Source organism: Anoxybacteroides tepidamans, assembly GCF_014201465.1.
GTDB classification, from domain to species: domain Bacteria; phylum Bacillota; class Bacilli; order Bacillales; family Anoxybacillaceae; genus Anoxybacteroides; species Anoxybacteroides tepidamans.
The window spans coordinates 367,773-388,119 of the sequence record NZ_JACHEP010000001.1 but is presented as its reverse complement, the minus strand read 5'-3'; the positions used below and the strand labels follow the sequence as shown (position 1 = coordinate 388,119).

General features: G+C 41.4%; 15 protein-coding genes, 1 pseudogene and 1 riboswitch. Of the genes and pseudogenes, 15 read left to right on the top strand and 1 reads right to left on the bottom strand.

Features of this window, described 5'->3' with window-relative positions:
- Positions 1-4 precede the first annotated feature (4 nt).
- The 3 genes from iscB to HNQ34_RS01870 all read left to right on the top strand — a co-directional run bounded on the left by iscB (position 5) and on the right by HNQ34_RS01870 (position 4,665).
- Positions 5-1,285: an RNA-guided endonuclease IscB gene (iscB, locus tag HNQ34_RS01880; protein WP_183251048.1), complete on the top strand. Its 1,281-nt coding sequence runs from the start codon at positions 5-7 to the stop codon at positions 1,283-1,285.
- Positions 1,286-1,350: 65 nt separating this feature from the next.
- Positions 1,351-2,136 (top strand): malonyl-ACP O-methyltransferase BioC, encoded by a 786-nt coding sequence (gene bioC / locus HNQ34_RS01875; RefSeq protein WP_183251319.1) that lies wholly within the window; start codon positions 1,351-1,353, stop codon positions 2,134-2,136.
- A 696-nt stretch (positions 2,137-2,832) separates the two neighbouring features.
- On the top strand, positions 2,833-4,665 hold the full coding sequence (locus HNQ34_RS01870) for a monovalent cation:proton antiporter family protein (RefSeq protein ID WP_183251047.1): 1,833 nt from the start codon (positions 2,833-2,835) through the stop codon (positions 4,663-4,665).
- Positions 4,666-4,746: 81 nt separating this feature from the next.
- On the opposite strand, the gene HNQ34_RS01865 is transcribed toward HNQ34_RS01870, so the two are convergent.
- Positions 4,747-6,432 carry a sigma 54-interacting transcriptional regulator gene (locus HNQ34_RS01865; protein ID WP_183251046.1) on the bottom strand — a complete coding sequence of 562 codons (1,686 nt, stop codon included), beginning with the start codon at positions 6,430-6,432 and terminating at the stop codon, positions 4,747-4,749.
- A gap of 233 nt (positions 6,433-6,665) precedes the next feature.
- Between HNQ34_RS01865 and HNQ34_RS01860 the strand changes: the two genes are divergently transcribed.
- From HNQ34_RS01860 to HNQ34_RS01805, 12 genes and pseudogenes are all read left to right on the top strand, one after another.
- A complete protein-coding gene (locus tag HNQ34_RS01860; RefSeq protein WP_183251045.1) occupies positions 6,666-8,099 on the top strand; it encodes an aldehyde dehydrogenase family protein in 1,434 nt (477 codons plus the stop codon).
- A gap of 22 nt (positions 8,100-8,121) precedes the next feature.
- Positions 8,122-8,970 (top strand): AhlS family quorum-quenching N-acyl homoserine lactonase, encoded by an 849-nt coding sequence (ahlS, locus tag HNQ34_RS01855; protein WP_183251044.1) that lies wholly within the window; start codon positions 8,122-8,124, stop codon positions 8,968-8,970.
- Positions 8,971-8,983: 13 nt separating this feature from the next.
- On the top strand, positions 8,984-10,165 hold the full coding sequence (locus HNQ34_RS01850; RefSeq protein ID WP_183251043.1) for an iron-containing alcohol dehydrogenase: 1,182 nt from the start codon (positions 8,984-8,986) through the stop codon (positions 10,163-10,165).
- Between the two features lie 338 nt (positions 10,166-10,503).
- Positions 10,504-10,592, top strand: a riboswitch (cyclic di-GMP riboswitch).
- 31 nt (positions 10,593-10,623) lie between these two features.
- Entirely contained in the window at positions 10,624-11,490 is an 867-nt protein-coding gene (locus tag HNQ34_RS01845) for a Midasin (protein ID WP_183251042.1), read from the top strand.
- A 222-nt stretch (positions 11,491-11,712) separates the two neighbouring features.
- The gene (locus tag HNQ34_RS01840; RefSeq protein ID WP_183251041.1) at positions 11,713-12,801 is read left to right on the top strand and encodes an endospore germination permease; all 1,089 of its coding nucleotides are present in this window, start codon (positions 11,713-11,715) and stop codon (positions 12,799-12,801) included.
- A 4-nt stretch (positions 12,802-12,805) separates the two neighbouring features.
- Positions 12,806-14,239 carry a spore germination protein gene (locus HNQ34_RS01835; protein ID WP_183251040.1) on the top strand — a complete coding sequence of 478 codons (1,434 nt, stop codon included), beginning with the start codon at positions 12,806-12,808 and terminating at the stop codon, positions 14,237-14,239.
- A 94-nt stretch (positions 14,240-14,333) separates the two neighbouring features.
- On the top strand, positions 14,334-15,518 hold the full coding sequence (locus tag HNQ34_RS01830; protein ID WP_183251039.1) for an RNA-guided endonuclease InsQ/TnpB family protein: 1,185 nt from the start codon (positions 14,334-14,336) through the stop codon (positions 15,516-15,518).
- A gap of 165 nt (positions 15,519-15,683) precedes the next feature.
- Positions 15,684-16,258, top strand: a pseudogene (locus HNQ34_RS17905) (Fic family protein); the annotation flags it as partial.
- Positions 16,259-16,553: 295 nt separating this feature from the next.
- Positions 16,554-17,699 (top strand): SEC-C metal-binding domain-containing protein, encoded by a 1,146-nt coding sequence (locus HNQ34_RS17365; RefSeq protein ID WP_246363673.1) that lies wholly within the window; start codon positions 16,554-16,556, stop codon positions 17,697-17,699.
- Positions 17,700-17,931: 232 nt separating this feature from the next.
- On the top strand, positions 17,932-18,132 hold the full coding sequence (locus tag HNQ34_RS01815; RefSeq protein ID WP_183251038.1) for a plasmid pRiA4b ORF-3 family protein: 201 nt from the start codon (positions 17,932-17,934) through the stop codon (positions 18,130-18,132).
- A 149-nt stretch (positions 18,133-18,281) separates the two neighbouring features.
- Complete coding sequence (locus HNQ34_RS01810; protein WP_183251037.1) at positions 18,282-18,569, top strand: hypothetical protein; 288 nt, start codon at positions 18,282-18,284, stop codon at positions 18,567-18,569.
- Between the two features lie 391 nt (positions 18,570-18,960).
- Entirely contained in the window at positions 18,961-20,322 is a 1,362-nt protein-coding gene (locus tag HNQ34_RS01805; RefSeq protein WP_183251036.1) for a GH1 family beta-glucosidase, read from the top strand.
- Positions 20,323-20,347 lie beyond the last annotated feature (25 nt).

Here is a 20,347-nt window from a genome sequence, read left to right as displayed (position 1 = left end):
TCCTGTGGTTTTTGTATTAGACACAAACAAACGTCCGCTTGCTCCTTGTCATGAAGCGGTTGCAAGAAAGCTGTTGAAACAAGGGAAAGCAGCGATTTACAAACGATTTCCGTTCACCATCATCTTGAAAAAAGCGGTGGATGCATCCGAAACGAAGACAGAATATCGGCTCAAAGTCGATTACGGAAGTAGACATACAGGACTCGCTATTGTGCGAGGAAAAGAAGTGTTATGGTTAGCACAACTTGACCATCGTACAGACATCAAGGAGCGATTAGATAAAAGACGTGCCTTCCGTCGATCGAGAAGAAACCGAAAAATGAGATATAGAAAAGCACGCTTTTTGAATCGCAAGCGAAAAGAAGGATGGTTACCATCATCATTAGCGAGTCGTGTGCAAAATATTCAAACATGGGTCAATCGTTTGAAGAAGGTATGTCCGATTGAGCATGTATCATACGAAAGTGCTAAATTTGACACACAGCTTATGCGAAATCCTGAAATCAGCGGTGTGGAGTATCAGCAAGGCACACTTCAAGGATACGAAGTAAGGGAATATTTGCTTGAAAAGTTTGGACGGAAGTGTTGTTATTGCGGAAAAGAACACGTTCCGCTTGAAGTGGAGCATATCATCCCAAAATCAAGAGGCGGGACAGACCGAGTAGACAATCTTTGTCTTGCCTGTCATGATTGCAATCAAAAAAAGGGAAATCAAACCGCAGAAGAATTCGGCTATCCACATATTCAAAAGCAAGTTAAAGAACCATTGAAAGACGTAGCTATCGTCAATACGACAAGATGGAAAGTGTATGAAGTGTTAAAACAAAGTGGCTTAGTTGTAGAGTGCGGAACAGGCGCACGCACAAAAATGAACCGTATTCGTTTGGGGTTACCGAAAACATACTATTTTGACGCTTGTTGCGTAGGGGAAAGCACACCGAACCATTTGCATTTCAAAACAAAAGAAGTGTTATTTATCAAGGCAAAAGGACGTGGCAGTCGCTCACGCACAAACCTTGACAAGTATGGCTTTCCGAGAGGATACTTGGCAAGACAAAAATTTTTCTTTGGCTTCCAAACAGGAGACATGGTCAAGGCGGCTGTTCCAAAAGGAAAATATAAAGGCGTGTGGTTTGGCGAAGTAGCATGCAGAAAAAGCGGAAGTTTTGACATCAAAGGAAGAGATGGAAAACGAATTGCACAAGGCATCAACTACAAATATATTCGTCTCATTCAACGATTGGATGGGTACACGTATCGAAAGGAGGGAATGAAACTTGCGTAAGGCGTAAGGCGCAATTCCTCTCATTCTTTCGGCAGGGGCTTCCTTGCGCGAGTTTCGTGAAACGAATGATTGATAAACAACTTGTACAAAAGCGGTTTAGCGAACGGGCGAAAACGTATGACCAATTTGCGAACGTGCAGAAAAAAATGGCCGATGCGCTCATCAGCCGCATCGCCGCTCGTCCGACGGCGATTCTTGAAATTGGCTGCGGTACGGGCTATTTAACGGAAAAACTGCGCCAAGCGTTTCCGGATGCGCACATCATGGCGGTCGATATCGCCGAAGGAATGATCGCAGTGGCGAGAGAGCGCCTTGGCAATGACCGCATCGTCTGGCGCTGTGCCGATATTGAAGAAATGGACATACTTGCCCGGTATGACTTGATCATTTCTAATGCGACGTTTCAATGGTTGAACGATGCAGAGCGGACGATTGCCCGCCTGTCGGATGCCTTGAATAGAGGGGGACAGCTTCTTTTTTCAACGTTTGGCGCGCAAACGTTTTATGAGCTGCATGCGTCGTTTGCGGCTGCTCTTAAGCAGCAACACATCACGGAAGCGCTTCGTATTGGCCCGTCGTTTCCGACGCTGGTGGAATGGCTTGCCTGTTGCGGACGCGCCACAAGCGCTGCGGTCCGCGGAAGCGAAACGTTCGAAACAGAACGTTTTCCATCCGTCCGCGACTTTTTCTTATCGCTTCGCCACATCGGTGCGACCAACAGCACAACGGGCCGCTATTGCCAACGCCCGTCGGTGTTTAAAGCGATGATGAAAGAATATGAACAGCGCTTTTCTGAAAACGGGCACATCCAAGCGACGTATCATTGTTTGTTTGTCGACATCACCTTATAGGGTGGTGTTTTATTATGGATTTCTACAAAAATCTCATCCATTCATTCATAGTTGCCATTTCGTCGACTGCTTTTTGTTCTACTTTTTTTTTGCGCATCCAAACTACATAAGTTGTTGCAGTTGCATCCAACTGTCCGCTCGTCACGCTACAATATCAGCGTGCAATGAATACGGAGAAAAAAAGATATGAGCATCTTGGTTGCAACTCACGGGTGTTGATTATCCGTTATTTTACTAAAAAACATAGAACCATATGGCAGAAAAGCTAGGAATAGAGTGATGTCAACTGATTTTTATTGGTTAATCAACATGCTTGGTTGCAACTTATATTATAAATACAACTGGGAGGTTTAACTTATAACTTATGACTGGCGAAAAAGCAGACTCCTTATTTTTTCGACTGTCGGAGGCAAGTCTGTGACTTGCCTTCGTCACGCCTTCGCGTGACAGAGACCGAACAACCAACCGCTTCATAGACAAATGCATTTGTCTGAAAGCGGTATTGTTCGGTCACCCGACAGTCGAAACATACCGATTATTCCATAAAAGACGAAAACGTTAAAGTTCCAAATTGCATCTATATAGCTGCTGAAGTCTTGTATTTTATGTAAAGAAATTTTTGATGAGGAGCAAAAAAATTGTAACGTTTTGCACAATCTTATATAATGATGGAAATGAATGAAAGGGGGAACGATGATGCATTCATCGATCACATCGTTAGTTATTGTCATGGTTGCCGCCTTTTTCACTCCGCTTTTGCTACATCGTTTTCGCCTTCATATGATTCCGGTCGTTGTCGCTGAAATTGTCATCGGGATTCTCATTGGAAAAACAGGGCTAGATATCGTCGAACAAGATATGTGGCTTGAAACGCTATCGACGCTTGGGTTTTTGTTTCTTATGTTTTTGAGCGGACTTGAAATCGATTTTTCTGCATTTGCACGCAAATCAAACGGAAAAGAAACGAAAGGGCCGAACGCCTTTGTTCTTGCCTCGGTTGTGTTTGTGATCATTTTCTTTTTATCGCTTGGGCTTTCCTATTTGTTTGTATGGGCAGGTTATATTCATAGCGCCTTTTTAATGACGCTCATCATTTCAACCATTTCGCTTGGTGTCGTCGTCCCGACGCTTAAAGATGCCCAACTCATGAAAACGTCGGTTGGCCAAACGATTTTACTCATTGCGGTCATTGCGGATTTAGCGACGATGATTTTATTAGCTATATTTGTTTCAAGTTATGATCCGAGCCGTGGAAGCACATGGCTGTTGCTTGGTTTATTTGTTGCCGGAATTGTTTTTTACTTTGCGGGGAAATATTTCAAGAAGCGTTCGTTTGTTGATACGATGGCAAAAGGAACGATTCAAATCGGTACGCGCGCCGTTTTTGCATTAATTATCGTTCTTGTGGCTCTATCGGAAACACTTGGAGCCGAAAACATTTTAGGAGCGTTTTTAGCCGGTGTTCTTGTGTCGCTTCTTGCACCGAATCAAGATTTTGTCCATAAGCTTGATTCATTTGGCTACGGCTTTTTTATTCCGATCTTTTTCGTCATGGTCGGTGTGAATTTAGATTTGCGCCCGTTATTTACAGAGCCGAAAATTTTATTATTAATTCCGCTTTTATTTATCGCGCTTGTTATTTCAAAAGTCGTGCCAGTTTATTTGCTTCGTATCTGGTATGATCGGAAGACGACGCTTGCCTCAGGATTTTTACTTGTATCAACACTGTCGCTCGTCATTGCCACAGCGACGATTGCCGAGCGAATGAACATGATCGATGCAAATATGAAAGGGGCGCTTATTTTAGTCGCGGTATTAACGAGCATTGTTTCGCCAATTATGTTCAAAAAGCTGTATGAAAAAAAAGGCGGTGTTCCGAAAACAGTCGTAAAACTGATCGGGACAAATCAATTTACGCTTGCCGCGGCTCGCGATTTAAATGCTCATATGTATGAAACAACGGTATATCACATTAAGCAAGAAAAGCTTGAACTTCCATCGGTCGATCACGTATTTCCGATCGTTGATATTGAAGATTATTCATTCGAAACATTGCAAAAATATGGTGCATTTCAAGCCGATATTGTGGTCGTGTTGACAGGAAATGAAGAAACAAATACCCAAGTGGCGATGTGGGGAAAGAAACAAGGAATTTCACGTGTTATCGCTTTTGCTGAATCGCCGCATGTCGTCAAAGAATTGCAGGAAAACGGAATTGAAGCTGTATCCATTTTCCTTTCAACAACCGCCATCCTAAAATCATTCATCGAATCTCCCAACATTGTGCATATGTTGACGAACAAAGATGCGGCTCTTCACGAAATCGAAATGAACAACTTAGCGTACCACGGTGTGCTGCTTCGCCAGTTTCCGTTTTTAGGCGACTGCATTATCGTCCGCATTTTCCGCAGCGGCGAATCGATCACTCCACATGGCGATACGGAATTGCGCATGGGTGATCGGCTCATTGTCACCGGATCGGAAGAGTATATATGGGAATTGAGGGAGTTGCTTGAATATGGGAGGTGAAAAAGCGACTCGTTTGTTGAGTCGCTTTTTTACGAAATTCTACATTCGTTACTTTAATATTTATCGCATTCATTTTTTGTTTCATGTTTTCCATTTTTTTAATTTTTTTACTAATGTAGAATGATCAATTCCTAATTGTTTAGCTGCTTTTCGCACGGATGAGTATTTTTGAATCGCTTCTTGAATGATTCGTTTTTCAAATTGCTCAATCTGTTGTTTGAGGGTGAGGGAATATGTTGTTGTGACTTGATCATGAATATGCAATGGAAGGTCGCGAGGTTCGATGAATTGTGATGGAATAGAAACGACCATATTTTCCATAAGATTTTTTAACTCTCTTACATTTCCCGGCCAATGATAGCGTTGTAAAATTTCTTTTGTTTTAGGGGATAGATGTTTATTTATACGGTATAGTTTACAGTAAAATGAAAAATAGTGATCAAGTAATGGCTCGATATCCTCCGGGCGCTCACATAACGGTGGGATATATATTTCAATGACTTGCAGTCTGTAATATAGATCTTCACGAAATTTTCCTTGAGAAATAAGTTCTTTCAAATTTTGATTTGTTGCTGCAATGATACGTACATCTAGTTTTTTTGTTTTATGACTTCCAATTCGTTGAACTTGTTTTTCTTGCAGTACTCTTAATAGCTTTACTTGTAGCGATAATGGCATTTCCCCAATTTCATCAAGCATGATCGTTCCTTTGTCCGCTAGTTCCAACAAACCAATTTTTCCATCTTGCCGCGCTCCAGTAAATGCCCCTTTTTCATAGCCAAATAGCTCAGATTCTAGTAGTGCTTCCGGAATAGCTCCGCAGTTTACCTTAATAAATGGATGATCTTTTCGAGGACTTACATTGTGAATAAAATTGGCAATGACTTCTTTTCCTACACCAGATGGACCAGTTAGTAAAACTGTAGCTGGATAAGGAGCGATTTGTTTCATTTTATCAAAGATTTGTTTCATAGAGTGACTACGAAATACAATTTTTTCGTCTGAATCACCAACAGAAAATGTATAACGATGGTGACTCATTTCTGAGAAACTTTTCGCTTTTTCTAGCTCGATTTTCATTTGAATAAGATGAGAGATGTCTCGAACACTTGTGACGACCATTTCGATGTCACCTTGTTGATTAAAGACAGGGTTCCCTGTTACAATTACATCTTTTTTTCCACCAATTTTTTGTAAAATAGAAATGCGCTTTTTATGTTTGAGAACAAGGAGGGAAACAGATTGATCAAAATATCCTTCATTGACTAAACTCTGCATATGCTTGCCAATTAGCTCTTCTCTCCGGAATCCCGTCATCATTTCGTAAGCAGAGTTTACCATTAGTGTAATACCGTTTTGATCGACAACATAAATGCCATCAGTCGAGAATTCAATAATCGTTTCCATTTGTTTCAAAAGAGAATGATAATGTTCCATTTCTGATATATCTTGTAGGACACCGATTGCTCCAATTAATTCCCCGTCACGATATAATGGAGTTCGATTGACGAGACATTGACGTCCTCCGATGTTCATTTTTACACCAATGGAACTTTCTCCACTTTCTAATACATAGGGAAGTTGTGTGTTAGGAATAAGTTCGCGAATATCTCTTCCTTCCCAACGCTCGTGTTCAATTTGAAGAAGTTTTTTTGCTGATGAGTTGATGAATAAAATATTTCTACTCCGATCAATCACGACCACACCATTACTGATGGAAGAAAAAATATTTTTTAATATTTCAGGATCAATGAAAGCAGTCGTCATATTAAAAAATCCCCCTCATTATTTATGATGGTGAAAATATTCAAAAATATGGTGAATTTATTCAACACTTATTTATTCGTCGTTGATTGGGCAATTCCTTTCATATGGTGACCTTTTTCACCGTTTTCGGTAAAGAACGTATAAAAAATCCTTTTTATATAGCGATTTTACCATTGGCACGGTATTTGCACTATAATAGGTTGAATTTAAACGAGAAAGGAGGTAGCGGAAAATTGCAAAATGAAGCGAAAGGATTATTGATTGATGGAAAGTGGTTAAAAAAGCAGCGAACGTATGAATTGCGCGCTCCTTACGATGGCCAATTCATAGCGCATATCAGTATGGCGGATGCAGACGATGTGGAGAAGGCGATTTTTGGTGCGCAACGGGCTTTTCAAACGATGAAAACGCTGACTGCTCATCAACGCTCGGAAATTTTATTTCGTGTCGTACAGTTATTGAAAGAACGCAAGGAAGAGCTGGCACGGATTGTTGCTAAAGAAGCAGGAAAGCCGATTCGTACTGCCCGAGGGGAATTAGAAAGGACAATTGTTACGTATCAATTTTCAGCAGAAGAGGCGAAACGGATTTACGGAGAAACGATCCCGATGGATGCTGCTCCAGGTGGGGAAGGAAGGGTTGGGATCACATGGCGCGAACCGCTAGGAGTTGTTGTTGCGATTACTCCGTTTAATTTTCCTTTTAATTTGGTTGCCCATAAACTCGGTCCGGCTTTTGCTGCCGGGAATACAGTCGTATTAAAACCAGCTGAACAAACACCTTTGAGTGCACTAGCAATCGCTGAAATTTTCCGAGAAGCAGGGCTTCCAGATGGAGCATTGCAGGTTATAACAGGAAGCGGCAGGGAGTTGAGTGAGGCTCTGTTGACCGATGAAAGAGTGAAAAAAATAACATTTACCGGAAGTGCCGCTGTCGGAAAACTCATTAAACAAAAAGCGGGATTACGAAAAGTGACGTTGGAGCTCGGTTCTAACTCAGCGCTCATTGTCGAGCCGGACGTACCGCTAGACAAAATTATACCCCGTTGCGTTGAAGGAGCGTTTTCGTTCGCGGGACAAGTATGCATTTCGCTTCAACGCATTTACGTACATGAAACCATTTATAAAGAATTTTGTAAGCGTTTTATTGAACGCGCAAGCCAGCTAAAAGTCGGTGATCCTTTAGATGAAGATACGGATATAAGTGCAATGATTCATCAGAGAGAAGCAGAGAGGATTGAATCATGGATCGCTGAAGCCGTTCGGGCAGGAGCGAAAATTGGACTAGGCGGAGTGCGAAACGGGTCAGTGTATGCTCCTACAGTTTTACTCGATGTAAAAAAAGAGATGGCCGTTTCGTGCCAAGAAGTGTTTGCTCCAGTTGTTTCAATTGTTCCGTATCGCGAATTGCAAGAAGCGATTGAAATGGTCAATGACTCTTTATATGGACTAAATATCGGCATTTACACAACGAATATTCATCATGCTTTATATGCAGCACGGCACATTGAGTCAGGTGCAGTCATTGTGAATGATATTCCTACTTTTCGTGTCGATCATATGCCTTATGGAGGAGTAAAAGAAAGCGGTTACGGACGAGAAGGAGTGAAGTATGCTATCCAAGAAATGACAGAGTTAAAGCTAGTTTCTATAAAAACTGACTTTTAAAAGGGAAGAGGAGGATGCTTTTATGTCAAATATTATTAAACCACGTCCAAAACTTTATGTAATGGATAATGGACGAATGAGAATGGATAAAAACTGGATGATCGCGATGCATAATCCAGCGACGATTCACAATCCGAATGCACAAACGGAATTTGTAGAATTTCCAATTTATACAGTTTTAATTGATCATCCAGAAGGAAAAATTCTTTTTGATACGGCTTGCAATCCAAACTCGATGGGACCTCAAGGACGCTGGGCAGAATCGACGCAGCAAATGTTTCCATGGACGGCAAGCGAAGAGTGTTACCTTCACAATCGACTAGAACAGTTAAGAGTAAGACCAGAAGATATTCAATATGTCGTTGCTTCGCATCTTCATTTAGACCATGCAGGTTGTTTAGAAATGTTTACAAATGCAACGATTATTGTACATGAGGATGAATTAAACGGCACACTTCAATGTTATGCACGTAATCAAAAAGAAGGTGCGTATATTTGGGCGGATATTGATGCATGGATCAAAAATAACCTTCAATGGCGGACAGTCAAGCGGCATGAAGATCAGCTGTTACTTGCGGATGGAATCAAAGTTCTGAATTTTGGGAGCGGACATGCATGGGGGATGCTTGGATTGCATGTGGAACTATCTGAAACCGGTGGAATTATTCTTGCTTCTGACGCCATTTACACTGCGGAAAGTTATGGGCCACCGATTAAGCCGCCGGGTATTATCTATGACTCCCTCGGTTATATGAATACTGTTGAAAGAATACGTCGAATTGCGAAAGAAACGAATTCACAAGTTTGGTTTGGGCATGATTCGGAACAGTTTAAGCAGTTTCGTAAATCGACGGAAGGATATTACGAATAAGGAGGGAGAGCGGATGACTGTTTCGCGAATCACATTTACTCCCCTAAGCTATGTTGGCTGGGGGGCATTAGAACATTTGCTTCCCGAGGTTGGACGCTTTTCTCCACAGAAAATATTAGTAGTAACAGACCCTGTTCTTGAACAAATCGGATTAGTTCAACGGGTGACTGCTCCCCTTATGAAACAAGGATATGATGTTCAAGTTTACACAGATGTTGTTCCAGAACCGCCGTTAGAAACTGGAGAGAATTTAGTTTCTTTCACGCGTCACGGCAACTTTGATATGGTTATTGGCGTCGGCGGTGGAAGTGCAATGGATTTGGCGAAGCTGGCCGCAGTTTTAGCGATGCATGAAGGAAAGGTTGCTGATTATTTAAATCTAACCGGAACAAAAAAAGTAAATACAAAAGGATTGCCAAAAATTTTAATTCCGACTACATCAGGAACAGGATCTGAAGTCACAAACATTTCCGTTCTTTCTTTAGATACAACGAAAGACGTTGTCACACATGATCATCTTTTAGCAGATGTCGCAATTGTCGATCCAGAGTTAACGATTTCCGTTCCCCCGCGTGTCACGGCTGCTACGGGGATTGACGCGCTGACGCATGCGGTAGAAGCATATATTTCTGTTAACGCAAGTCCAACGACAGATGGTTTGGCGCTGCAGGCGATTCGTTTGATTGCCCGCTCACTGCGAAAAGCGGTAGAAAACGGAACAGACAAGCAAGCGAGAATCGATATGAGCAATGGCAGTTATTTAGCCGGATTAGCCTTTTTTAACGCCGGCGTCGCCAGTGTCCATGCATTGGCTTATCCGTTAGGTGGACAATTTCATATCCCACACGGTGAATCAAATGCTGTATTACTTCCGTATGTAATGGGATATATTCGAAAAAGCTGCACGAAACGTATGGCGGATATTTTGAATGCTTTAGGCGGAAATTCGAGTTATCTTTCTGAAGAAGAAGCTTCTTATCGATGTGTTGAGGAACTTACACGTCTCGTCGATGATGTAGGGATTCCGAAAACGTTAGGAGGATTTGGAATACAAGAAACTGCTCTGGAGAGTTTAACAGAAGATGCGGTGAAACAAAAGCGATTACTCGCGCGCAGTCCTTTGCTGTTGCAAGAACACGATATAAGAACAATCTACCAATCTGCCTTTTCTGGGATAATAACCGAGCCGAAATAACACTTCTATTTGCATTGCAAAGAAAAAGCGACTCGTATTTCGAGTCGCTTTTTTGCGCACAAGGCATGTCTATCAACTTGGCGGTGAAAGTCCGCTATGGGCGTTGGGATATGCGAACACTGCTCGAGCCGCATGTTAGAAGTTGAAAAAGTTCTAGCAGTCGATCAAATGAGAGGGTTTTGATCGTATGTCTTTGGTTGAAGTTTGTTAGAAGAACAGAAAATGAGCATAGCGAAAATTGCACTAAGAAGAGAAAGCGACTCTCAGCGATTTTTTGAATCGCTTTCTTCTTTACTAGTTCAAACTACTCATGACAAGATTCGACAACAAAATTATAATAAATTTAAAGGCAAACCATGTGAAAACTTGGGACGCAAAGCTATAGGGGCTAACATAGCAATCGCTGTTATGCCAGCCAGCTGCCGTTCACAGGTAAAAAAATAGAGGGGTGAATGTATATGAAAAAATTAGCGGTAGGAGCATTAGCTGCTTCATTGATTTTTTCCCAAGGGCTAGGTGTTGCTGATGCTAAAGGGAAAGACACAAAAAAAGCGAAGATCAAAAAAGTTGCGCAAGTGGACAGCGATAAAAACGGGATTCCTGACGATTGGCAAAAGAAATACCATTTAGGACAGGGAAAATCGATCGCTACGAAAGATTTCGATAAAGACGGTTTAACCAATATTCAAGAATATCAATTGAATTTAAATCCAAAAACGAAAGATACAGACAGAGACGGGATTTCTGATGGTCAAGAAGATAACGATAAAGACGGTTTGACAAACCTTCAGGACATCCAAGCGAAATTAAGCCCTGTGTCGGCTGATACGGATAAAGACGGCATCAAAGATTCGGATGAAGACAATGATTCCGACAAATTGACAACGAAAGAAGAGTTTATTGTTGGGACAAATCCGATTAATGCTGACTCGGATAAAGATGGCACACCTGATGGTGAAGAAGATAAAGATGGTGACAAAGTCGCAAACTACGTCGAATTCGAATTGAAATATAATCCTAACGATTCTGATAGCGATCACGACGGTGTGTCAGATATCGATGAAGACTATGATAACGACGGATTATCCAATGGTGCTGAAATTCAATTAGGCTACAATCTTGAAGAGTCTGACAGTGATCATGACGGTGTAGCAGATGTCAACGAAGATGCAGACGGTGACGGATTGTCCAACGGCGATGAAGTGAAGTCGGGTTATAATCCTGCTGATTCTGGCAATCACGATGATGGTGAAGTTGATGATGACTCGACAATACCAAGTGAGACAACTACTCAACAACCAGTGCAAACAACTCCTGCTCCATAAATACGAAGAGGGGGGGCACTGTTCCAAAAGCCCTTCCGATTGTCAAAAACCCACGAAAGCATGAAGCTTTTTGTGGGTTTTTACGATTTTATCCCCTCCTATTTTATCTCTTTCCTTACTAAATTTTGAAATTATATAAAAAAACGGTTTGACTCGACATGTACATTCTTCTCGGCTCAGTATACTTTTCCATCTTTACGAAAATAATAGTAAAAGAAAATCATGAAACGGGATTGGTTAAAAATGAATGATGATAAAATTGCGCCGAAACAAGTGCTTATTATTTTTATGTTGAGTACCGGGCTTGTCAATCACGTAATGGCGATTCCGATTTTATTGGAAGTATCGGGGCGTGATGCTTGGGTCTCCGTGCTTGTCACCGCTAGTCTTTATACCGGTTGGATCGTTTTTCTTTATTGGATTGTGAAAAACATGAAGGGAAAACCTTTTTTTGAATGGATCCGCGAACGGTTCGGCTTATTGTTAGCATCGCTGTTATCGCTGGTGGTTGCCATGTTTCTTTTTTTAATGATGTTTATTACATTCAAGGATACGTTGACTTGGACGATTACGTCGTACTTTCCGCAAACGCCAATTCTCATATTAGCGCTATTGTTTGCGACGATCGCGTATTTTTGCGCTTCGTCCAACATTCAATCGCTAGCGATATCAGCCGCCGTTATTTTATTTTTTGTCGTCATTCTCGGATTTTTTGTGATGACGACGAATTTTATGTATAAAGACTACACAAGATTATTTCCGATTTTCGAAAAAGGGTTTTCACCGGCGCTGCACGGAATCATTTACAGCGGCGGCGGTTTGGCAGAAATAGCTTTAGTTATCTTGTTACAGCACCGCATTTATCCAACGATCCCGCTGAAAAACATGTGGTTGCTCGGATTCATTCTCGTCGGTTTAACGCTTGGCCCACTCATGGGAAGTATTACGATTTTCGGTGTGTCGGAAGCGAGCCATCAGCGCTATCCCGCTTATGAGCAATGGCGGCTTTTGCAAATCGGCAAATATATTTCCCACGTCGATTTTTTCTCGATTTACCAATGGCTGTCCGGGACGTTAATTCGCCTCTCGATTTTGTTATATCTTAGTGCCGACCTTTTTCCGCTTCCAACACCGCATCGGAAATGGCTGTTAAGAATTCTCTCTCTGTTATTGGTAGGGGCGTCTCTTTTTCGGATTGGAGATGCCGAACTCTACGCTTTCATTAAACACGTTTATTTTCCCGCTTCTTTATGCTTTTTTGTTGGTTTATCGCTATTCATAGGGATGTTGATTTTAGTAAAAAGGGGATAAAAAAATGCCGTATGACACACCGTTACAACAATGTAACCGTGATGAAATCATTCACTTTTTTGTAAAATATAGCGATGTTAAGCTCTATTTTATAGGCCCGTTCGTTATGCTGTATTGTGAATCGGTCGTGAGCAAAGAACTGCTCAATGAATACGTGGATCCGAAACTGCAAAAAGCTGCTCAAGGTTTGTCTCATTTTCCTTTTTGTATGGAATCACTGAAATGCCAGCCGCTGCCAGAGTCGATTACGCTTCGTGAAGCGGCAGAAAAAGTATTGGATGGGTTTCTTATTGTTTGTTTATTTGAAAAAAACTATTTTATCGCCATTGATGCGGCGGAAAAACCGAAACGGTCAGTGGAAGAGTCGAAATCGGAAATCGCGATTCGCGGGCCGCGTGAAGGGTTTGTGGAAGATCTGGAAACGAATATCGCTCTCTTGCGCAAACGGTTAAAAACATCGCATTTGTGTTATCAAAAGTTTATTCTTGGCTCAGAAACGAAGACGACGGTTGCTTTGTTGTACCTTGACGATGTTATGAATGAACAACTGTTAAACGAAGTGGTCCGGCGCCTAAAGAAAGTGGAATTGGATGGAATTTATTCGACGATGCAGCTTGAAAGTTTAATCGAAGATGAGCCTGCTTCGATCGTTCCGATGATCGCCGATTCCACGCGGCCCGATTTTGTCGTGGAATGTTTATTGAAAGGTAGATTTGCGATTTTGGTCGATGGCAATCCTTCCGTGATCGTCGGACCGGCCAATTTATCCTTTTTATTAAAATCGCCTGAAGATCTCCATTTTCCGTATTATGTCGTGTCATTCAGCCGCTTTTTCCGTTTAATGGGGTTAATGACGGCCGTGTTTTTGCCAGGATTTTGGACAGCGCTTATTTCATACCATCAAGATCAAATTCCATTTCCACTTTTAGCGACGGTCACGATGGCGCGCCTCGGGCTGCCGTTTCCAGCACCGATGGAGATTATTGTTGTTTTTACGTTGCTCGAATTATTTCGCGAGGCAGGGGCGCGTTTGCCGTCTTCGATTGGGCAAACGTTGACGGTCGTTGGCGGCTTGATTATCGGGGATGCCGCGATTCGAGCGGGGTTTATTTCCCCGTCAGTCGTAGTCATTGTCGCGTTGTCGACGTTAGCTAGTTATACGATTGGCAACCAGTCACTTGGCGGATCGGTGACGTTGTTGCGTATGGGCTGTTTGCTTTTATCCGCCTCGTTAGGGCTGTTCGGTTTTTTCTCTTCATTTTTTATCATTATCATTTATTTGGCACGGCTTCGTTCTTTCGGCGTTCCGTATTTAGCGTTGTTAAGTTCGTACGGTTTGACATGGAACGAAGCGATCCGCTCTTTGTTGCAGCCGACGTCGCACGTGTCTGACCGCAAACCGAAGTTTTTGCGAACGAAGAAAAAGGGGGGCTTTTAACTGTTAGTTATAAATGCACAAATATTTATAAAAACCTCATGATTATTTTATAATTAAAACAAAGCCAAGAAGATGCTAAAGGAGCTGGGAGAAGATGATGAAAACCTACAAAGTCATGCTTCTGCCCAACAATAAGCAAAAGACGAAGCTCTTTCAATGCGCAGGTGTTGCCAGATGGGCGTACAATTTTGCGTTAGCGCAAGAACAAGAAAATTATAAAAATGGCGGTACATTTTTAGGGGATGAAAACATCCGAAAACGGTTGACGCAACTCAAAAAAACGAAAGAATTTGCGTGGCTGAATCAATATTCCAACAACATCACGAAACAAGCGATCAAAGACGCCTCAACCGCCTACGAAAACTTTTTTGAAGGGAGAGCCGAGTTTCCGAAGTTTAAAACGAAAAAGCGAAGCCGACCGAGTTTTTATCAAGATACGGCAAAAATCAAAATGACCGACACACATGTGAAATTAGAAAAACTCACCACTTCGAGAAAGAAAAATAAGCAAAAGCTGAATTGGATTCGGTTAGCCGAAAAAGGAAAAATTCCGCATGGGAAGCATGTGAAATATACGAATCCAAGAGTCGTGTTTGACGGACTCAATTGGTTTTTAACGATCGGTGTAGAAGAAGTCGAAGTGAAGTATGAAGCCTACACCGAAGGCATGGGTGTTGATTTAGGCGTAAAAAACTTAGCAACGGTAAGCAATGGAAGGACGTTCAAAAACATCAACCAAACGCCCAAAGTGAAAAAGTTGGAAAAAAGCATCAAGCGACTACAAAGAAAGCTGTCGCGAAAGTATGAAATGAATAAAATCCAAACCAAAGGAGGTGAATACCGTTACAGAAAAACAAAAAACATCAAGAAGCTAGAACTCCTTGTTCTGAAAAAGCGAAGAAGGCTCAAAAATATACGTTTAAACTATACCCACCAAATCACGGCAACATTGGTGAAAGCCAAACCAGCGTATGTTGTGATGGAACATTTAAATACAAGTGGAATGCTTAAAAACAACAAGCTATCGAAAGCGATTCAAGAACAAACATTCCATGAGTTCAAAAGACAAATGACGTACAAATGTGCATGGCGTGGAATCAAGTTGGTTGTTGCGGATCGTTTCTATCCTTCAAGCAAAAGGTGTAGCCGTTGCGGTCATGTGAAAGAGAAGCTTTCTTTATCCGAACGGACGTACTATTGTGAAGCATGTGGGATGGAAATGGATCGAGACTTGAACGCAAGCATCAACTTGAAAAACTACGCTAAGTCCATGGTTTAGTACGACACGCGATCATGGATATGTACCCATCCGTTAGTGGGGAGTTTAAGCCTTCGGAGCACTATACCAAACGAAAGTAGCTTCGGCGAAATCGGGTGCGATGAACAAGGAAGGAAACGTAGATCTTTATAAGTTTCTTATAAAGTCTTATAAGTTTTCTGTAACGGAAAACGGCTAAAAGAACATCTTGAGGCAATCAATCATGCGGAAGCGATTGATTTTGTGGAAGAGCTTGTTTCTGCTAAAGAGAGTTTGATGGAACGAATCTTAAAACAAATTCATTATGTAGTGTTGAAAAACATCGATCATGAAAATGCAGGAAAGTATCGGACATATAATGTAAGAATTTCGGGGAGTGCTCATCAACCGCCGCATTTTTAAATATGCAAGAACAAATTAATCAACTGTTTGAATGGTATGAAAGAAATAAAGATTCGCTTCATCCAATCGCGTTAGCTTCTCATTTTCATTTTCGTCTAGTGTATATTCATCCGTTTGCCGATGGAAACGGAAGAACGGCTCGATTAGTGATGAATTTAATTTTGATGCAACACGGTTATCCGCCAGCGATCATTAAGGCAGCCCCTGAACATCGTTTGCGTTATTATGGAACTTTAGAAAAGGCAAGTATCGAAGGGGATATCGAACCATTTGTAACACTAGTAGCAGACTGTGTAGAAGAAAGTTTACAGCAATATTTGCAGGGGTTAGGGATAGACAAGCAAGGGGATGATGAATGATAATAAAACTAGTTATCACGAGTGTTGATTATCCATTATTTTACTAAAAAACACAGAATCATATGACTGAACACAAGCTTTTCTGCCTCTTCCCTCGAACAAGAACGCCGGCGGGCAAATGTCATTTGCCCGCAAAGCGTTCATTGTTCGAGGAGGGCATGCTAATACTCCCAGTCGGCAAGCTGAGCTTAGCCGACTACGGCAGAAAAGCTAGGAATAGAGCGATGTCAACTGGTTTTTAATGGTTAATCAACACGCCTGACTAGTTATATGAGATAGGAAAGGAATGGAGTAGATGGATTTTTTACAAAAAATTGAACCGTATTTGTTAAGCGACGATATCATCATTCAACGTTTTGTCTTGCAAGCGCTAGAAGATTATCCGCACGTGCCGGTTGAATGGACGGAACGTCTTTTAGAAGAAGCGATGCGTTATAAAGGGACGGATCGAGAAAGAGAAATTTTGCGCCATCTTTCAAACCATACGTTCAGCGACCGAGCAGTACAGCTATTACTGGAAATGAAAAAAGAGGACTTTTTGTTCACATTAGCTCCAGAAATCGCAGCAAAACATAAGTCTGAGTTATTGCAGTATTTGTCAGAAGACGACTGGCATATGTATGAACTGATGCTGCATGGAACAGCAGAGGACATTTGGGATGAATACTACTTGTTCATCGCATACTTAGAGCACAAAACAGGTTATGATAACATTTTGTTTACAGCTGCTAAACAAATGGTGCGCGCGCTTGTGCAAAAAGGCTGGATGATGGAATCATACATCGAAGACGTGTTGAAAAAGAACGAACAACAAGATTATTTTTCCTACGAAGGTATTTTTGCCGTTTATGCGATTGGTCTGATGAAATTGGATGCGTATATTCCGTTCGTTGCGAGTCTGTTAAGGAGAACGGAGGAAGATATTTTAATTCAAGAAGTGGAGCGAACGTTGATTGCGTTTCAATCGGATGCGGTCGTTCGTGCCGTTGCGCCGTATGCGGAAGAGAAAGACCCGTCAATCTTTGCGGCACACGTATTGGCTAATATTAAAACACCGCTCGCCTTACAGGCGTTGCGCCAAGCATTCCCGAAAATTAAGGCCGCCGAAGACCGTGCCTTTTTCTTTGAATCGCTTTGCCACCATCTTTCCGAAGAAGCGCTGCCGGAGATTGAAAGTTATTTAGAGGAAGGGAAGTTTTCTTCAGCCATTGACGTAGAACAAGTAGCGTACAGTTTTTATACCGTGATGGGACTTACTCATCCACAATTAGAAGAATGGAAACGCATTGCGCATGAAAAGGAGGCGCATTATCAACAGTTATTACAACAGCTCTTGAACTATAAAAACGTTCCACATCGTCGTGCGGAAAAGAAAGTGGGGCGCAACGATCCGTGCCCGTGCGGAAGCGGGAAGAAGTATAAAAAATGTTGTGGGAAGTAAAAAACAAAAATTTCTGTTCATTTTTTTGCAATACCTGAATCCGTGATAAAAACGCGTGCAAACTGCCGAGAAAGCGCAATAAATCAACAAATATTGTACTTGTTGCCCTTCACCCAATAGGTGAATATACAAAAATGAGCTAAAACTTTGATATGACCGGATTTTTGGGTACTTATGAGAAGAAGTTGTCACGGATTCAGGTGCAATATTTACCATGGGGGAATGAAGAAAGATGATTTATCAGTTAAAAGTTAAGTTAAAAGGTGTACGACCATCTGTCTGGAGACGGCTGCAAGTTCCTAGTGATATGACGTTTGCTGAATTTCACCGCGTGCTACAAATTGCTTTTGACTGGGATGATGATCATTTACACACTTTTTATGTGACGAAAACGCGTGGACAGAAGAAGGGATTCTTTATCCAATTTGTGTAAAGACTTCGCGTGTCGCTCCTGAAGAAGATAGCTTAGGGGAACATAAAAAATGAAAGGTCAACAATTAACGGCGCGAATTAATGAAAAACTTGCACCGTTACGCAAGGAAGTGTCCCGTTCAAGAGGGTGGTTGAAAGGTGAGGGAAGAAATGAGTAAGTGGTTAGTCATGTTGTTTTATACGATTGGATTAGCGGGGGTAGTTTATTTTTCGTTTCGTTCGCTCCTTTTTAGCAGCATCACAGCGGATCAGTTTCCGAACGGGCGTTTTTTGTTTAGTCTTGCGACGGTGATAGTTGGTGCTTGGCTAGCTGGATGGGGAATAAGAAAGTATATCATTTTTGCTAGTAATAATCGAGAGAGAGAAGCTGCAAGTGAGGTTTATGCTATGCACAATAGCGGCGATTGGGGCAGCGGTTTGGTTGTTGGGAAGCGGTGAAATATGAAATGGAGAACCAATTTGCTGATGATGAAAGCAGTTCATGTTGAGATACAAAAAAGGTCTTAAAAAACAAAAAAGGGGCTGTTCACCAAAAGTTGTGCTTAGTTTTTTCAGACGCCAAGCACACGTTATGGTGATCAGCTTTTTTATTTATATGTAGAATTTTTGATGTATAAGTTTCTTGTTGTTTTTCGTTATTTGTTCATTTTAACGAAAATTTTTGTATAAAATACAGATAAATAATTTGGGTAAAGTGAATTTTTTTAGTTTTAACAAGATTTTTATTGATTTAATTATGTATTCTTGTTATGATGAAATTACGAAACAAATGAAAGAAAGCGATTTTTTAATTTGTTGTTTACGAAAATTTTCGTAGGGGGTTCGAAACATGTTTCAGTTTCCGAAGGATTTCATATGGGGCGCTGCCACTTCATCATATCAGATTGAGGGAACAGCAACTGGTGAAGACAAAGTTTATTCCATTTGGGATCACTTTTCGCGCATTCTTGGCAAAGTAGCGAATGGCGATAATGGTGATATCGCGATCGACCATTACAATCGTTATGTTGAAGATGTCGCATTAATGAAAGCGCTTCATTTGAAGTCATATCGATTTTCGACTAGTTGGGCGAGACTTTATTCCGAAACGCCGGGCAAGTTTAACGAAAACGGTTTAGATTTTTATAAACGGCTTGTACATGAATTGTTAGAGAACGGTATCGAGCCGATGTTGACGATTTATCATTGGGATATGCCGCAGACTCTTCAAGAGAAAGGTGGCTGGGAAAATCGCGATATTGTTGATTATTTTCAAGAATATGCCGCGTTTCTTTATGAGAACCTTGGGGATGTCGTGAAAAAATGGATCACCCATAATGAACCGTGGGTTGTGACGTATTTAGGATATGGTAATGGGGAACATGCGCCAGGCATTCAAAATTTCACGTCGTTTTTAAAAGCCGCTCATCACGTTCTTCTCTCTCATGGGGAAGCGGTAAAAGCGTTCCGAGCAATCGGCCCGAAAGATGGAGAAATTGGGATTACGTTGAACTTGACACCTGCGTGTGCTGCGGATCCACAAGATGAAAAAGCAGTTGATGCAGCGCAAAAGTGGGATGGCTTTATGAATCGTTGGTTTTTAGATCCGATTTTTAAAGGACAATATCCACAAGACATGTTAGATGTGTATAAAGATTATTTACCGAATGTTTATCAAGAAGGGGATTTACAAACGATTCAGCAGCCAATTGACTTTTTCGGATTTAACTACTATTCGACGGCGACATTAAAAGATTGGAAAAGGGGTGAGCGAGAGCCAATTGTATTCGAGCACGTAAGTACAGGAAGACCAGTGACGGATATGGGTTGGGAAGTCAATCCGAACGGTCTGTTTGATTTGATGGTGCGATTGAAAAAAGATTATGGCGATATTCCGCTATACATTACTGAAAACGGTGCCGCATACAAAGATCGCATTAATGAACAAGGTGAAGTTGAAGACGATGAGCGAGTTGCTTATATACAACAACATTTAATCTCTTGTCACCGCGCAATTGAACAAGGAGTAAATTTGAAAGGATATTACGTATGGTCGTTGTTTGATAACTTTGAGTGGGCGTTTGGCTATGATAAGCGCTTCGGCATTGTATACGTTGACTATGAAACGTTAGAGCGAATTCCGAAAAAGAGCGCATTATGGTATAAAGAAACAATTATAAACAACGGATTTCAAGCAGAAGAAAATCGATAAAGGAGGTGATGGGAGAAAGAAAAAA

Excerpts from the sequence above, each read along its gene's own strand:
- bioC (WP_183251319.1), top strand. The coding sequence starts at position 1,351 with ATGATTGATAAACAACTTGTACAAAAGCGGTTTAGCGAACGGGCGAAA.
- HNQ34_RS01870 (WP_183251047.1), top strand. The coding sequence starts at position 2,833 with ATGCATTCATCGATCACATCGTTAGTTATTGTCATGGTTGCCGCCTTT.
- HNQ34_RS01865 (WP_183251046.1), bottom strand. The coding sequence starts at position 6,432 with ATGACGACTGCTTTCATTGATCCTGAAATATTAAAAAATATTTTTTCT.
- ahlS (WP_183251044.1), top strand. The coding sequence starts at position 8,122 with ATGTCAAATATTATTAAACCACGTCCAAAACTTTATGTAATGGATAAT.
- HNQ34_RS01850 (WP_183251043.1), top strand. The coding sequence starts at position 8,984 with ATGACTGTTTCGCGAATCACATTTACTCCCCTAAGCTATGTTGGCTGG.
- HNQ34_RS01845 (WP_183251042.1), top strand. The coding sequence starts at position 10,624 with ATGAAAAAATTAGCGGTAGGAGCATTAGCTGCTTCATTGATTTTTTCC.
- HNQ34_RS01840 (WP_183251041.1), top strand. The coding sequence starts at position 11,713 with ATGAAACGGGATTGGTTAAAAATGAATGATGATAAAATTGCGCCGAAA.
- HNQ34_RS01835 (WP_183251040.1), top strand. The coding sequence starts at position 12,806 with ATGCCGTATGACACACCGTTACAACAATGTAACCGTGATGAAATCATT.
- HNQ34_RS01830 (WP_183251039.1), top strand. The coding sequence starts at position 14,334 with ATGATGAAAACCTACAAAGTCATGCTTCTGCCCAACAATAAGCAAAAG.
- HNQ34_RS17365 (WP_246363673.1), top strand. The coding sequence starts at position 16,554 with ATGGATTTTTTACAAAAAATTGAACCGTATTTGTTAAGCGACGATATC.
- HNQ34_RS01815 (WP_183251038.1), top strand. The coding sequence starts at position 17,932 with ATGATTTATCAGTTAAAAGTTAAGTTAAAAGGTGTACGACCATCTGTC.
- HNQ34_RS01810 (WP_183251037.1), top strand. The coding sequence starts at position 18,282 with ATGAGTAAGTGGTTAGTCATGTTGTTTTATACGATTGGATTAGCGGGG.
- HNQ34_RS01805 (WP_183251036.1), top strand. The coding sequence starts at position 18,961 with ATGTTTCAGTTTCCGAAGGATTTCATATGGGGCGCTGCCACTTCATCA.